The 16,429-nt window shown below is 42.5% G+C and carries 11 protein-coding genes; 2 read left to right on the top strand and 9 right to left on the bottom strand.

Annotation, left to right across the window (positions count from 1 at the left end; genetic code table 11):
- Positions 1–73: 73 nt before the first annotated feature.
- The 6 genes from MTO69_RS06400 to MTO69_RS06375 all read right to left on the bottom strand — a co-directional run bounded on the left by MTO69_RS06400 (position 74) and on the right by MTO69_RS06375 (position 7,635).
- Entirely contained in the window at positions 74–1,078 is a 1,005-nt protein-coding gene (locus MTO69_RS06400) for an alpha/beta fold hydrolase (RefSeq protein WP_248333670.1), read from the bottom strand.
- 411 nt (positions 1,079–1,489) lie between these two features.
- Complete coding sequence (locus MTO69_RS06395) at positions 1,490–1,846, bottom strand: hypothetical protein (protein WP_248333668.1); 357 nt, start codon at positions 1,844–1,846, stop codon at positions 1,490–1,492.
- 18 nt (positions 1,847–1,864) lie between these two features.
- Entirely contained in the window at positions 1,865–3,505 is a 1,641-nt protein-coding gene (locus MTO69_RS06390) for a GGDEF domain-containing phosphodiesterase (RefSeq protein WP_248333667.1), read from the bottom strand.
- A 48-nt stretch (positions 3,506–3,553) separates the two neighbouring features.
- Complete coding sequence (locus MTO69_RS06385; protein WP_248333664.1) at positions 3,554–4,828, bottom strand: hypothetical protein; 1,275 nt, start codon at positions 4,826–4,828, stop codon at positions 3,554–3,556.
- 22 nt (positions 4,829–4,850) lie between these two features.
- Positions 4,851–5,774: a chemotaxis protein gene (locus tag MTO69_RS06380; RefSeq protein WP_248333662.1), complete on the bottom strand. Its 924-nt coding sequence runs from the start codon at positions 5,772–5,774 to the stop codon at positions 4,851–4,853.
- A 115-nt stretch (positions 5,775–5,889) separates the two neighbouring features.
- Complete coding sequence (locus MTO69_RS06375) at positions 5,890–7,635, bottom strand: methyl-accepting chemotaxis protein (protein ID WP_248333660.1); 1,746 nt, start codon at positions 7,633–7,635, stop codon at positions 5,890–5,892.
- Between the two features lie 947 nt (positions 7,636–8,582).
- On the opposite strand from MTO69_RS06375, the gene MTO69_RS06370 reads away from it, so the two are divergent.
- A complete protein-coding gene (locus tag MTO69_RS06370; RefSeq protein WP_248333658.1) occupies positions 8,583–9,422 on the top strand; it encodes a helix-turn-helix domain-containing protein in 840 nt (279 codons plus the stop codon).
- 217 nt (positions 9,423–9,639) lie between these two features.
- The gene (locus MTO69_RS06365) at positions 9,640–11,097 is read left to right on the top strand and encodes a methyl-accepting chemotaxis protein (protein WP_248333656.1); all 1,458 of its coding nucleotides are present in this window, start codon (positions 9,640–9,642) and stop codon (positions 11,095–11,097) included.
- A 1,370-nt stretch (positions 11,098–12,467) separates the two neighbouring features.
- Here the strand turns inward: MTO69_RS06365 and MTO69_RS06355 are convergent.
- The 3 genes from MTO69_RS06355 to MTO69_RS06345 form a co-directional block, all read right to left on the bottom strand.
- Positions 12,468–13,037, bottom strand: coding sequence for an outer membrane protein (locus MTO69_RS06355; RefSeq protein ID WP_248333655.1), 570 nt, complete (start codon positions 13,035–13,037; stop codon positions 12,468–12,470).
- A gap of 101 nt (positions 13,038–13,138) precedes the next feature.
- On the bottom strand, positions 13,139–15,700 hold the full coding sequence (locus MTO69_RS06350; protein ID WP_248333653.1) for a LuxR C-terminal-related transcriptional regulator: 2,562 nt from the start codon (positions 15,698–15,700) through the stop codon (positions 13,139–13,141).
- 18 nt (positions 15,701–15,718) lie between these two features.
- A complete protein-coding gene (locus MTO69_RS06345) occupies positions 15,719–16,384 on the bottom strand; it encodes a hypothetical protein (RefSeq protein ID WP_248333651.1) in 666 nt (221 codons plus the stop codon).
- Between the last annotated feature and the right edge of the window lie 45 nt (positions 16,385–16,429).

The following is a 16,429-nucleotide window of genomic DNA, read 5'->3' as shown; positions in this document are numbered from 1 at the left end:
GTAATTGTTCCCATTGCTAATTGGTTCCAGCAATAGAAATGAGTTGCCTCACTAAATACCTAAAACACTAGTTCTACTGAACTTTGTGTAAGATCCATGAACCAATGACATCTGCAGATCTGAGAATTATAGAAAAATGCGTTTCCCCATCAAGAACATTAATTTCCGCATCTGCATGCTTTTGTCTATTGTTTTCAGCAAATTCCATGACTTTTTCAGAGTCAAAGGCTTCGTCTTTGGAGCCAATCCAAAGCCCAAATCGTTTCAACTGATGCAGTTGGAGGCTAGGTGAACTTGGAGTTATGGCGTTGGACATAGTCACTGTATTAAAAGTTACTATTTCTGGGTTTTTCTCGAGTATGTCTTTTGGGAAGTTAAACTCCACAGCCTTTGAATGGCTAAAGAATAGACCTTTAGTTATTGAGTTAACTACAAATTTTGCTACATTCACCTCTGAAAAACGATAGTCTTCATCGTCAGGTTCTAGGCTTGTTTTTGAGCGAAAGCCTAAATATGGTGCGACAAGAACATAACCAGCGACGGTGTGCCGCTGCTCCCAGTTCGAGTAGTTCAATATCAGTCCCGCACCGGCTGAATGACCACCTAAGAAAATAGGTGTAGTCGGATGAAAAGTCCTAATATAATCAATCATCATTGTAATATCATGCCAAACTTGGTTTTCACTGGGTGCATCCCCTCTCGCGCCACCAGAGCTGCCATGCCCCCTAATATCGGGCATGTATACCGTCATTTGAAACTCGTCTCTCAACCCTACCCCTAGATGATTATATAGAAGCCCACTATGTGCACCTGCGCCGTGATAGAAAATCAGGATAGCTTTAGGATTTACCGAGTGGTAATTTCGAAAAGCCAGTGGCACTCCATCGCTTGAAGATATAAAACCCAACGGAGCCAATTCCTTGCTCCTAGAAAGCTGAACCTCTTTGAGGGAGAAAAAGCGGCTTTCAGAATCGTTTAATTGAGTAGCAAACGCATTATTAGTAAATGTAACACTATGTACCAGCAGCAAAGTAAAAACAAATGCCTGTAATCTGGTAGCTACTATTTTAGCAAACATGTACTCTCTCCAAACAAGATTTATTGCTAAAGATGGACCTCACTATTGTTGGTGTTCACTTTTAAGGTAACATCTATAGAATTGCAGATCGATTTGTGTAGTAAGAATTATTTACCGAGAATTAGACTATTCGCAGTTTCAAACCATTACTTAGCATGACTGAACAGTCACCCAGCTCATAACGCTCTTTCAATTCCATCAAAGTAGCGTCAACCTTTTCACTCACACTTCTATACGCAAACTCTCCGAGTAAAAGCACAACCAACAACAAAAACAGCTCTTGGCGTCTCCCCTGGTTTATATGCTCTTGTATTCTTCTGATTAAATTTTGGTCGCTCACACTCAATGAGCCTGAATAGCCACAATGAATAAAATTAAACTCCGCAATGACCATGTGTTGCTACCTGCTCTCTATTTATACACGCATAATAAACTTCGATATTCCGATAACACTTCAGCTATCGAAGGATAGTCTGACATCAACTCTCCCAACTCATGCTCAATGGCGCTCACCTCTGATTGAACGATATCAAGCACCGAACTCACTTCTTTGTCATAGCGTGTCACTCGCTGTAAGTTGTACCTGAGCTTACGCAAATTGATTCTCAAATGAAGCTCAACTTTGTTGAACTGATGACTCGCTTTTAACGTGTGATGGACATCATCCACACAAAACTCGCATACTCCATGCTCAATCTGAAACGGAACCGTTTCTTGTACATCAACCGTTGATTCAAAAGTACATAACTTGCAGGTGTAATTTAACATTCGTATTCTCCCTAAATCTTAAACCAGCGCGCGCTTTTCCAACCACACTTCAGGCGAGCAAGGTTTGTAAAGACAATACCCCTGAAGGTACGGTACACCTACCCCGGTTAATGTCTTGAACATCGCCGAGGTCTCTACGCCTTCCGCAACCAGACTGATATTGTGTGTACGACCAAACTCACACAAGTGAGTGATGAGCTTTAGGCAGGCATCACGTCGCATCGCTTCGTGAATCAATGCTCTATCCAATTTAACCTGATACAACGGAAGCCTAAACAAGCTTGTAATCGCACTCATTCCTGCCCCAAAATCATCGATGGACAACTTGAAGTCGTGGATATGCAGCTCATTAAGTGTTGTTGTGATGGTAGGGTCTTCATCAAGTAGGTAAGACTCGGTCACTTCCAGCACAATACGACTAGGGGAAACACCAAATCGAGCGACAATCTCACACACATCATCAACAAAACTCGCCTTCAATAATTGATGCGCCGACACATTTACATTGACTAAAGGTCTCGCATTGTGTGTGGAGTCAAACATCACCAAATATTGGCAGGCATACTCTAGAACTAACAAACCCAATGCATGTATATGTCCTAACCGCTCGGCGATGGGAATGAACTCTGCGGGTGAAATCGAACCCAACTCAGGGTGCTCCCACCGAGCTAACGCCTCAAAACTTATCAGATTTCCTGTCGACGCTTCGACTATTGGCTGCAACGCAATCATGATTTGGTGTGTATCAATGGCCGCTTCTAAGGCGTCTTGTATGGCAAAGTGTCGGTCAATGTCACGTTGTGACTCCCCCGTATAGGTGACCGGGGAGCAGACTAATCGCGTGTACTCAGAAAGATTAAAGATTTGCTCTAAAGGGTGGGTGGTATCCAAATCACTGACGGGGAGCGCCCCAAGACCGAGTCGACTGGTGAGTGTTGCACTACACATTCGACCCTGCTGAAACACCGCTTCGATTTGACTCATCAATGAACACGCCATCTCATCATCCAACTCTTGCTCCATCGTCACCACAAAGACATCTGCACTGATTCGATACAGCCCGTATCTTAAGTTCAAGACATCATCTAGGGTCGACACCAACGTTGAGGAGAGCTGGCCTGTAGCGTCATACCCTACGCGTCGTTGAAACTGCTGCAATTGAGTTAGGCAGCACACAAGAATCCAACCATTTTTGTTCAGCTTTGACGCATTTTGTAAAAACTGATGCCGATTCAGTAGTCCCGTCTCACTGTCATGGTTAGCCATATGCGTGAGATACTGATTCAGGAACACTTCTTCTGACACATTTTTGTGAGAGCCGACCATGGCAAAGCCACCTTGATACTCCACTCTCACCCCCGTGGCTTCAATCCATAGATAACGGCCTGAGGTGTTTTTTACCCGGTAGCGGGTTTTGACACGTGTCGAGCTTTGCTCTTTTTGGTGGCCATCCACTTCTTGCGCTAATCGCTCTCGGTCTTCAGGGTGAACAAGTGCGAGCCAATCATCCAACGTTGAATATTCTGCTGAAAGCGCAAACTGGCGGTAAAACGAACGGTTGTAAAACTGAACGACATTGTCATCACTCATAAACCACAAGCCTTCACTTGATGTATCGAAAAGGCTGAGCAAGACTTCGGGCAAAACCTGTTTGTCCATGTTATTTCCCTTTAATAAGAAGGGGCTACCCTTCATTTCTCCATGTCGTCATGACAACAATTCAAGTCGCCCAAGATGGGCATTGGTCAATGTTGATAGGTCATTGGCTGACAACTGCACATTGGCAAACCAAAAGGGTTTATGTTTTTCAATAAACACGCCACTACTTTCTAATGCTTCATAGATAGAAAACGCATGACCTTGCGCCAGAGCGGCACCTAATAAGCTGCGTTCGAGCACTGGCACCTGATTTAACTCTTCTTCCAAAGCGACTTTGAGAGGTTTCGTGGCCATCGTCCAGTGCAGCGTTTTGACAATATGTTTTGTCAATGGGATGGCTAAGGACGCCAATACATGAGGGAGCCGGCTGACATCGAGAGCGACATCCGCACACGCGTAATACTTATCTCGCGCATTCGACTCACGGTATTGTTGCATTTTGGTCATCAGTGCTTCTTCAAAAAAACGAGGGTATTGGTTGACCACCGAAAATGCGCCCAGTGATAACAAGACGCCCAGAAAAAGGCCTTGCTCAGGGGTACGCCACCCCGCGGCTCGAAGCCGCTGACAGGTGGCGTTGGCAGTAACCATCATATATTGCCAAAGCTTTGGAGCGATATTTTTTGTCACGGGCTCTTGCCACTTTAAAAGAGGCTTACTCATCAATATGGGGAAAAGACGAATACAGTTATCCAGCCCTAAGGCGCCGATAGCGACTTTTGCATCTTGCAGGGGCATCGGACGACGCTTAATCCGCTCAAGAAACTTTGCATTCTCCATCAGAGACAATACTTCACTATTTAATGAGGCATCATTCGTCGTCAGCACAGACAGCTTACTCACACTTAAAGAAGGGGAGTATGCCGTAGATGCGAAATAGGCAAAGTCGGGAAAGCGACCAAATAGCTGAACAGGCGACATGCCTAACAGCTGCGTACTCATCAAGCTTTCGGTTTCGGCTAGTATGTCATCCACTACACCGGCATGAATACGTTGCCTAGCCTCTTGCTGGCGTAACTTGTCTTTCACTCTATCGCGCTCACATTGAAGTAGCAGACGTTGATTGCGCGTCACCCTCTCACGCTCATCGTTTATGACACTCTCGCAATACCGTGCTTGCTCACTCAGTGAGGCATCGACTTTACTCTGGTCTAGTACAAACTGACGATTCACTAGCCACTTGGCGTGTCTCATCCTGGTCGCTTGTGCCACCTTTTCTGCTATTGTGTTTGCTTCGTCACTATAACGACGCCCGGCCACTATGGCCGCTGGGCCTTTAAGTGAGCAAGGCCCGTTATATGGCGATTTATTGATTGTCTGCATTGTCAAGCGTCCACATCTCGCATCACTTTAAAGGGTCTTTTAGTGTTGATAATAAGCCAGCGCTTTCTTTCGCTCCTCGTAGCAAAGCGTTCATCAAATCTCTCGCATTGAACTTTGACAACGCTTCGTTAGCACCGACTTGCTTCGCACGCTCTTGGCTCATCTCACTGGACAAAGACGTGTGTAAAATGGTGTACAGTGCCCGAGTGTTGGGGTCATCGTTGACCGCAAACACCAACTCATACCCATCCATTTTCGGCATTTCTATGTCACTCACTAACACATGGAATGCAGAACGAGAGGTAGAGCTCTCCCTCAGCACAGACAAAGCTTCATCGGCACTTTCAAAGGTTTGATAAGAGATACCAAAACGGTCTAACAATTCGGAAATAAGCTTGCGAGCAATACTGGAGTCATCAACCACCATGACCGACACTTGTTGCAGGAGAGCGATTTCTTCTTGAGAAAGTCTTACCCCTGCTTCGTCGATCTGTGCCGGAAAAATGTCCACCAACACCTGCTCGATATCAAGCAACTGCACCAGTTGCTCCTCATAACGCGTCGTGCCCAATATAAAAGTTTCTTTTCCTAGCGTGTCTGGCAATGGTGTGACAGATTTCCAATCGCATGACACGATATGCTCAACCTGATGGACCATGAGCGCCACTAACATACGCATGCAATCGGCCACAATCAGTGTCTGAGAGTCTCTCTCCTCCTCCGGAACCGCCTGCCCTCCCATGACGGCGGACAAATCAATGATGGGCATACTCGTATCTCGAATCGTGACCGCACCCACTACGTGCTGGTGGCAGGCTGGAAGTACCGTGGGTCTTTGATAAGGCACGATTTCTTTGATTTTAATCGTACCAAGCGCAAACCGTGTAGAGCGCGCGTGCAAGCGAAACATCAGCGCGCCTTGGGGCTGTTCTGATAAGATGTCCAAGATAACTTCATCCTTGACTATAGTGATTGAGAGTTGACTCACCACAGCGCAGAGCGCAGAGCGCAAAAAGATAATCCCTTAGCTCTGCGTGGCGCCTCCAAAGGTCCAGCCTTAATTAGAACTTAAATTGATTGACTTGCTGCTCCAAACGCTCAGCATTACCTTTCAGTTGACTTGCTAACTCTCTATTTTCAGAAGAGCCTTTCTGCGTTTGTCCAGCTAACACATTGAGGTCTGATACAGATTTATTAATTTGGGAAGCCACGACCGATTGCTCTTCTGCTGCTGTCGCAATTTGGCTGTTCATATCTTGTATCTCTGACACTGAGGACTGTATCGTTTCAAGTGACGATGTCGCTTGCTTAGAAAAAGCTAAGATATCGTTCGACTCTTTCTCGTTCTTTTGCATCACTTCAACCGAGCGAGCGGCTTCCTCTTGCAACTTGCTAATCAATTCCTGAATCTGAGCGGTACTGGTTTGAGTTCGACTGGCTAAATTACGCACCTCATCCGCCACAACAGCGAAACCTCGACCTTGCTCTCCCGCTCTCGCGGCTTCAATCGCGGCATTTAAAGCGAGTAAGTTGGTTTGCTCAGCAATATCTTCTATCACGTCCACTATTTGACCGACACTTTGAGATTCACTATTAACCGCCGAAATTGCTTGTTGTGCGGATGCAATCCCGCGGGTTAAAGCATCAATACCTTTATCGACTTCTAACACCAAATTCATACCTTCACTTGCGTTCAAGTAAGCTTGCTCTGCCGCTTGAGAGGCGTTGCCGGCACTTCTCGCCACTTCATCAACGGTAGAAGACATTTCGTTCATTGCTGTGGCTGTCTGCTCAAGGTTTTGCATTTGGTCATTTGCATTCAAACTGACACCTGAAGCCGTAGCGTCAACTTGCCCGGAGATATTACCCACTTGCTGCGACACATCTTTTACCTCTTGAAGCATCACTTTTAACTTATTGGCCATTCCAATTGCCGAGGCATAAATACCCGTCTCACCGCCGGTGAGCTGTCCTACATTCAAATGACCGCTCGCTACCTGCCCCATCAGTGCAGTGATGTTCTGTGGTTCACCGCCTAAGGGTTCATACACAAACTTTTTCAGGCAGTGATAAAGTATGACGAGGGCCGTGAGGATAAGCACTAGGGAAATCATTAGGCTGCTCATCAAGTTACCTTCAGAAGCGTCGGTAATGTTTTCCCACGGCTCCCATCCCCATACTGTCCAACCATTGCTGCTCAATTTCTGTGATGCCACGTAATACTCACGGTTGTTAAACTGGTAAGAGTGGGAGCTTGATGATTCATTACGAAATGCAGCATAACTCGGACGCTCTTGATACAGGTCTTTCCCTAACAACTCCGGATATTTTGCAGCCAAAATGTAGCCATCTTCGCGCGCCACCCAAACTTGGTTCTCTGGAGTTAAACGCGAGATAAAGGACGTCAGTGTGTTCACTTTTATGTTGGTGACTAACGCTGCCACCACTCGGCCGTCTCTATTGACGGGGACGGCGACCGCCATCACCGCATCTCCTTCTGCGCTTTGGTACGGCGCTGTCACAACGCGCCCTTCACCGGAAAAGACTCGGACAAACCACTCACGTCGCTTTTCTTTTGCGTTAAAGTTGGGAACCAATCCTTTGGTCGATGTGGAGAATGTTGAACCATCCGAAAGGGCCACATAAGCATTGATTACATTATTGTGCTCTACGATTGAGTTCAGTTGTGCCATTAGAGAGTCTAAGTCTAAAATCCCATCACTCGAAATTGAGATAACACTCGACACCGTCTTCAGCACATCAAAGTTCCGTTCAATTCGCTGCTCAAGAGCACGACCTATTAGCATGCTTTCTCTTTCTAAACGTTCTTGATAGTTCTTCGTGGATTCAGCTTTAAAAGAATGGTATCCCCAACCACTAATCGCAGTTACAACCGCCAAAAACATCACCCCAAAAATCAACAATAGCTTTCTGTCTAGCCCCACAGTTACTCTCCTTTATAAACACTAATTGTCAACCAGAGTGCTAAAAAGCCACGGTACGTAGCAATAACAAGAAGATTATGTATTTCCTTGTAGCTATCAATGCTTCACAGAAATATTGACGTTTTTAGCGACCAAGTTGTCCTTAATCACCTCTATGCGTCTATAAATGGCATATGCAACAATTTTTCGAAAGCTCACTTGTTCGTAATAGCTTGGCCGGGTGTCCGGGGGGGAGAAGTGATTAGAGCGATGCTTTTCATTGCAAAGCCGGATTAAGAGTTTTGATGTTTGATATCAGAAAGTAACATTTATCCATCTGTGCCCAAAATAACAACTATTTACAGACATATAGTAGTCAAATAAATCATGTAGATTTTTACTTGACTATCATTGAACTGATTAAGCTGCCCTACCTTAATTTTGGTTTATACTACGTTAATGCAACAAATAGGACCATCGTCGTCGATAGTTACTCTAATTTCTTATGTGATTCGTGCTCATGAACACAAAAACCAATTTCACTAAGCTGTTTTGTTCTCAAACGGTTTACTGCAACTTTCAAGTGAGTTTATCCAAATCCGGTATAAAAAACTTATCTATAGATATGTAACTTTGTCATGTTTACATCATGATTCTTGTGCCAGGATTGAAAAATCACATCATTTGGTGATTATCTAACTATCAAGGTTAGATATGGTTTACGCACCTAATGACATTACTATTAATAAACCATGAAAATTGTTGTTTTCTATTGCGAACATGGATTCAATTTCTCGGAGCTTTCAACCTACCTCGACGTGTTTTCCAGAATGAATGACATTACTAACAGCTACCGATTAATTATTTGCAGCGACAGTTCTGGCCAGGTTCAGTCAGACTTGGGAATTTCAGTATACGCAAAGGCTATATCAAAGATTAATTTACATACTGTAGATATATTCAGTATCGTGAGCTTTCATCCGAAAGAGAAAACCACTGAGTTTGGGCTATCAATTACTTCTCTACAACGAGCTTTAAATACGGGATGCACAATAGTGGTAACGGATAAGGGACTATCTCAAGTAACCAGCACATTTTCAGAGATGAGATTTGAAGCATCAAAGAGCATCAGACGTTCATTAACAATTGAGAACGATTCATTTTCCACAGGCGTACAAATTTTGTCTGCCAAAGGACCATTGGCAGCCCTTACACTTAGCTTTCAGTTAATACAAAAATACGAGGGCACAAACACTCTCAAAGAGGTACTACGCTTGCTGTGTGCATCAAATACCTACATCAACAACAAGTACCAAATTGTAAGCACATACTTTGATTTAACTCCACAAGAAAGAAAATGGGAAGAGTTGGAGCACTGGATTCAACGAAACATCACTAGCAAATTAACAGTTGAAGTGTTGGCAGATCACATGGCGATGAGTTCGCGCACTTTTACACGCCACTGTAAAGATCGCTTTAAAATGTCTCCTAAAAAACTTGTTGAAAAGATTCGCTTGGAAATGGCTTTGGATATGGTCGTAAATACACAACTGGCTTTAGGTTCAATAGCTGTTTCATGCGGATACTTAAGAGCTGAAAACATGCAACGCTCATTTGTGCGAGAACTTGGTAATCCTCCCAATGAATATAGACGAAGAAACGTCGCTTAGATGTAGATGTTTGATCCTCCTAAATATATACCATCTTCTCTCTTAGAATCCCGAGTTCTAACAAGACTTCGGAAGCGAGCGAACTTTAAAAAGAGCTCTAATTCCAACTTGTCCGAAATTGCGTGCAAATTGACAACTCACCGGCAACAAAATTTGATATTAGTAGACTAAGGTACTTTAGTCCCAAGCATCATACCTAATTACAGGAGCAGACTAAATGAAGTCTCTAAATTTCACTAAGACAACCTACATACTAGTAGGTCTTTTTTCTTCCTTAACCTTCGTCTATATGTTTCGTTACGGATTTTCTTACACTGATTTCGTAATCAATATCGTGTTAGTTATAATGACACTACTATTTAATCGTGAATCACTGAAGACCGTGGTTCCATATTTGCTATATAGTTTCGTTGCCTTACATATACATCAAGCATACGGTGACGTAATGCTGCACTTTGAAGTGTTTATATTGCTTGCATGTACAACAATTTATAATGATTGGAAGATGGTTTTCCACTGTTTGGTTGCAGCCGCAGTCCATCATTTACTTTTTTATTACCTTCAGTTTAGCACTACTTCAGGTTTATTTATTTTTCCTCCAGGAAGTCCGTTCACAATGGTGATAGAACATTGTCTATACGCTATTTTCCAAGCGAGTATATGTATTTATGGCAGCCTTTCACTCAGCCAAAGCTTACAAAAACTCGAGTATGTGGAAAACACGGTAGACAGTATGGTTCAAAACGACCGACTACTTCTTGATGTAGGGCTAAGTAATGAGAGCGATTTCGAGAAAAAATTCAATCAAATAGTTTTACGTTTAAGAGAACTGTCTGACACACAATCAACTACAATGCATTCTTTGTCCGAAGTCTCCAGTGCCTTGATGAAAGATATTGATAGTATTAACCACGAGCTTTCCTCGCATGCGGTTAATACAGAACTAGTTGCTACTGCTGTTGAAGAGCTAGGAACGTCGTTTGATACTGTTACGTCTTCAACTTCAGAGTGCAGTATTAACGCAGAAAAAGCTAATCAAGTCAGTCAAAATAGTCTTGCAGAAGTAGAAAAGTGTCACGCAGGTTTAGATCAGCTAACGCACCTCGCTAGAGATACGCAATCTATTATTAATAGAGTAACAGAAGATACTCGACAGATATCGAGTGTTCTAGAGACCATCTCTAACCTATCTGAACAAACCAACCTTTTAGCACTTAATGCTTCTATTGAATCAGCACGAGCAGGTGAAGCAGGGCGTGGTTTTGCTGTAGTTGCAGATGAAGTCCGCCAACTTGCCCAAAGGACAGACGCAAGCTTGGATCACATTAAAGGTTCACTTAGCAAATTATCCACAAGTGTTGACACATCAACAACACAGGTGACAGAAATGCTTAAGTCAGCATCGCAAGTTACCGAGCTTCTAGACACACTACTCGATGGCTATAAACACATATCAACTAGTGTCACTAGTGTTAACGATGAAATGTATCATGTTTCTTCTGCAGTCACTCAACAAAACACCGCGTTAAACCAAATAAGTAGTAACATGGCTGATCTCAACACTAGTTCACAAAGTGTTACTGCTAGAATGGAATCACAACGACAGTCTATCAACCTTTTACTCAGTGAAATGAAAATATTGGAGGAAGTAAGCAGCAAACTCGTATGGAAATGAGAACTTGGCTAAAAGTCGTAGTAATATCGTCGGTTATTACAGCCGGCTATATTCTACCTTTTATAACTCCAACTAAGGTAACATTTACGCAGTACCCGTTACCAAAAGTGATAGAAAGTTGTACCTGGAACAAGAAAATCTGCTCCTCTAATCATCTACAAATTACTATTTATTCCGGAGACTTCTCCCCTCTTCGTGAGACAGTATTTGGCTTGTATAAAAGCAATGTAGCAATCAAAGACGATAGGGTATTCGTAACATCAGATGATCATCGTTTTGGAGTAATTGAGGCAAATAGGATCAGCGATAATAAGTTCAGTGTATCAATTCCTTTTTGTTCGAATGAGCAAATGCGAATAATCATATTTTCTGAAGATACGCCAGCTGTGCTACTGCCAATCAAATACGCACTGTACTAGTTCAGATCACGTCTGCCAGTTCTCCATTTTGCGACTCAGTAACTGAGAGACTATATCTGGGCTAAATTCTTTCGGCCCAGATTAATCTCCCATCTTCAATCGTTTCTATTGGTGCTCTAGCGCTGCACATTTTTCCTTGATTAGTACGTTTTATTGATCGCTAAGTAGAGCTAATAATCGTGCTGATCGACTCGAACGTAGTATATAGAACCTCGATAAGTTAAGGTTCTAAGCATTGTTAACTCATAAGCCTTGAAGGGGGTAGAATTTCTTCAGCTCTCGTATCTCTACTTACTCTGGCGTCGTTTGTGAGGCTTGATTCGCTATTACACTTTTCGGTTTGGATTTCTGCACAGCTTGCTCCTTTGGTAGTGAGTCACTGTGACAAGACCACCTGAATTTAACGTTCCTGTCATGAATCGTCGATATTGACTTGCATAGAAAGTGTAAAGACTCAGCCAGTAAAGACAACATAAAACAAGTTGTAATAACAAGCTGAGTTCAAAAATTGAGCATTATTTGTGCGAGGGGGGCGGAGGGTCACTCTTTCTTTTTCCGGACGGTGGGTCACTTAGCCATAAGATCAAACTATCTTTCGATGAGAAATTTGATCTTATGACTGCCTCTACATCATATGGATGTTGCGATTATCATGTGGCATCTTAGTTAAATGTTACAAAATACACATACTCGAGCCTAATTGTCTATTGAAAAACCTTGATTGATAATTGCTTGTAAGTTTAACCCCATATTAAATATCAAATGTATTACGCCGTGAAGCTCGGACATATCCTTACAATAAACTTCTATGCACGTACCACTTTTAACACTTTTAACGGATATGTTCGAAAAAGTCTGTTGCCAATTTTCTGATAGCTCTTCTGCCACATATATTTTGAATAGTTCTAAGTCGTTGTGTAAGCTGCACATATGCTTCCCCTATTCAAGTGACTAAAACCGATATCCTATGGTTGCAGCCCAACTAACCCCTCCAGCGTCTCGCTTTTCTCCATTTAGCTCAACATCAACATTTGAGTAATGTATATCGGCTCCTATGGACCAATGTTCCGTAAATAAGTACTCTATGCCCCCACCAATCCAGTACCCTACTCCCTTATCTTCGTATTTTGTTTTTGCACCATTTCTCATCTGCTCCAACTCTGCTGAGGCATAACTTAAACCACCACCTAGGTATGGAGAGACAACGCCACCTATAGTGGTTGGGCTATATCTTAAGCCGAGGTTAAGCTCCCCAACAGTTGTTTCAATTTTAACACCGTTGATCTTATCTTCATTACCACTACCGTAAAAATCCAATGCAATACCAAGAGGTAGCGAGGCAGGATAGTACGTGGATTGAAGTCCTATCGTTTCCATCGAATCATCTTTATTCCAATCACTATCTAATGACTTACTACCAAGCAATACTTTTACAGACGTGTATCCCCCGGCAGCATTTACGACAGAATTAGGAATAAATAATAAACCAGAAATGGTTAGCAAAGTGAGTTTCATATTCATAGTAGGCCCTTTCAGCACTGTAGTTAAGCTTAATTGCTTTCTACTAAATTACATATAGAGCTCTTCATACTCATCACCCGATGATGTGATTTATCACTTACTCAAGGGATCAATTTGAGTGAGCGCGATTTATTTACCGCAGCCCTGCGGTTATTGACTCCAAGTTTTGAGTAAATATTCTTTGTATGAGTTCTTAGTGTATTTAGGCTAACGAATAGTTTCGAGGCGATCTGTGGCCCACTTAGCTCAGTATCAAGCCAAAGCAACACTTGTTCTTCTTTGGGACTTAAAGACTCGATTAGGGCTTCTGATGAGGCTACGGCAGGTGTTTGTTTTTGATTTATAATTTTATACTTGATGAAGAGATCAGATACAACTTTTATCTCTCTCAACCACATCAAGCTATTATTTTCCGTAACTAACAGGGCAACTTGCTTTAAGATATCTTCGACCAACTTTTTGTCTCCGCTGGATTCTGCCTTAATTGCCGAAACGAGTTTTGACGCAAACTGTATTACTGGGGGTGTATGGTGTGTACTCACTTTACCTATGCTGTCCAATACTCTATCCGTTTCGTTAGGCTGCACAAGAGCATAGACTAGATAGTTGAAAGGGTTTGAGTAAAACGAGTTCGAAAAATGTACTTGCTGCCTTACCAACTCATCATTACCTTGACTAAGCAGAACAATAGCTTTCCAGAACAGGGGAGGCTTGTGACATGGATTTGGTGGCTCAGCATATAGAGTATCTGCATCGCTTAAACTCTTTAATGCATCTTTGATACGATTCTCTGCTAACGCAATCCTACCCTCGATTAATGGATAACGGTATTTTGTCTCTGGCATCGAACCTAGCGTGCCGAACTGCCGCGCAGTATCAAGTAGATTTAGAGCTTCCTCTATATTGCCTTGCTCAAACTCTATCTCTGAACACAGGAGGTATAAATCAGCACTTCCCTCGATAGTGTAGCTTCTGCTTTGATCGATTATTTCTAGCGCAGACTTTACAACAGTTTTTGATCGGTTCAGCCAACCGAATTGATAGTAAAAATCACCCAGCAAAAAGCGACTCGTAATTTTAGCGCTGATATCTTGTGAACGATCCATATCAGCTAATGCCGCTTTAAGACTATACTCTGCTCCCGAAGTATCTCCATCCCTCCATAATGCTATACCTTCCAAAGCTCTTGACGAACCACGCCAAACATGTTCCTGCATCGGCAACACATTCAAAGCACTCCGGACACAGCCCAAAACTTCTTTTGTATTATTCTGAGCAGCATGAACATAAGCTTGACCAATATTGACTACGCCAAGAGTAGTGTTTTCATTCTCAGATAATGGTTTGTCACTTTGTTCAAAAAACAGTCTCGTAGCGTTAATTAAGTAAAGCCCTTGTTCAGGGTTCCGAGGTAACAACGCTAAGCCGTAATAACCTGCCAAAACACGAAATCTTTTGATACTTTCAATATCAAATGAAGCCAACCATTCCAACAGCAGTGAATCATGAGAGGTTGCTCGTGCTGTTGGCCAGTGGTGTTCAATCAACCCTAACAGTTTATTCGCACCGCAGTCGCGCGCATATTGTACTGCATCAGCGAGACGCCCGCGGTCAGCCAACCATACCGCAGCACGCCATTTTAGTTGTTGTAATCTGTTCTCGGTCAGTGGGGTATGGATACGTAAAACATCTGAAAAAAGATGGTGGTAGCGAAACCACCCTCTCTCATTATCTAAGGGGATTAGAAAAACATTATTAGAATCCAAGTAAGCGATGCACTCCTCACTGCTTTCAGTGTCAAGTATAAAATCACAAAGATCTACAGAGAACTCTTTTAAGAAATAAGTCTCACGTAGAAAATGTCGGATGCTCTTGTTTACACCCGTAAGTACTTGTTCTGTCAAGTAATCGATAACGTAGCTATGGGCACCGGAGAGAGCAGAAATAACCTTATTGGGATGCTTATTATTATTGAGCGCAAGAGAAAAAAGCTGTAAACCGACTGCCCAACCTTCAGTTTTGCTATTTACTGTAGTTACTTCCTTCTCCGTAATTTTCGTAGAACATGTCTTCTTCAGAAGTTCCATCGCTTCTTCATCGGTAAATCTCAAATCTGCCGCACGAAATTCAGTTAAATCTCCATTCGCTCTTAGGCGTGCCAGTGAAATTGAAGGATCTGAACGAGTAATAAGAACTGTGTGAACATTGGGAGGTGTCAGACAAATAAAGTTGTCTATGATTTTATCTATTTCAGGTGAACTTGCCAGATGGTAATCGTCTAATATCAAAGTGACATCATTTTCATAGTAGGTTAACTCATTTAGTAAACTCCTAATTACACTTTCTTTACTTACCCCCTGACTGAGTTGGACCAAGTCCCAAGCCTCTTGAGCAAGAGTGCAATCAACCTCTCTAAACGCAGCAACTAAGTAATAGAAAAAGGTATCCGTATTTTTATCGTTTACATCCAATGACAACCAAGTGAATTTACCTTTGTAGATAGAGCACCAGCCTGCGATTAAGTGTGATTTTCCAAAACCAGCGGGTGCTGATACAAGAGTTAGTTTAGTATGATTTATCTGCTCAAGCTTGTTGCCTAGCCCTTCCCTGAAAACAAAGTTCAGTTTGGGCTTAGGTGCGTATAGTTTCGTTTTTATAATCATCAACTTAACTCGGGGTCATCATTTCTTGTCTTCCCATGAGGTAAACGTCTTAGGAAGTGCGGCAAATAGCGATAGAAACCAGAATATCAAGAGTGCCCCAAACAGGCTAGCAAAGGTTTCAGAAGAGTCAAACAAGGTACTTAAACCCAACGCGCTAGCTACATATCCTGTAATTTTAGTACTAGTAGTCATCCATTTACGAGCAGGCATAGCGTAAGAAATTAGCCCAACCCAAATCGCACCAATGAACTCATTCCCTCCTCCAACGCTTTCAAGCAAAAGACTTCCTAACACCCAAACGTTTACTGCAAGATCTGGATTTTGTGTGTAAACGTCCACAACATTATTGATCAGCTCAATGGAAAGTCCACCACTAAGCAACATAAATCCGGACCAAATCCCCCCGATAGTCAAAATACCGTTGGCCAACTGTGGTCTATGTTTATTAATATAAAAAAAGATAGCAACCGTTAAGTAGAGCAAAGACACTCCAAATACAGCGTATACAAACAAGTTCCAAATTATAAAATGATATCTATCTAACAGCAGCATTTCTATAACTTGTTCAGGGAAGAGGCTTTTGTCATGTAAGTAATGAAACTTACTGACTAGTAGCCAAAACCCAAACATAAAACATAAGATATTGATAAGTAGTGCAGCTCTTGCTTTGTTCAATGAAGTCATACTATAGCTTCCAGTGAAAACAATAATGGCCCAACAAATTACCAT

The sequence above is a fragment of the Vibrio sinaloensis genome (genome assembly GCF_023195835.1).
GTDB classification, from domain to species: Bacteria; Pseudomonadota; Gammaproteobacteria; order Enterobacterales; family Vibrionaceae; genus Vibrio; species Vibrio sinaloensis_C.
The sequence above is the reverse complement of the archived record's forward strand: the minus strand, read 5'-3'. Positions and strand labels throughout refer to the sequence as shown.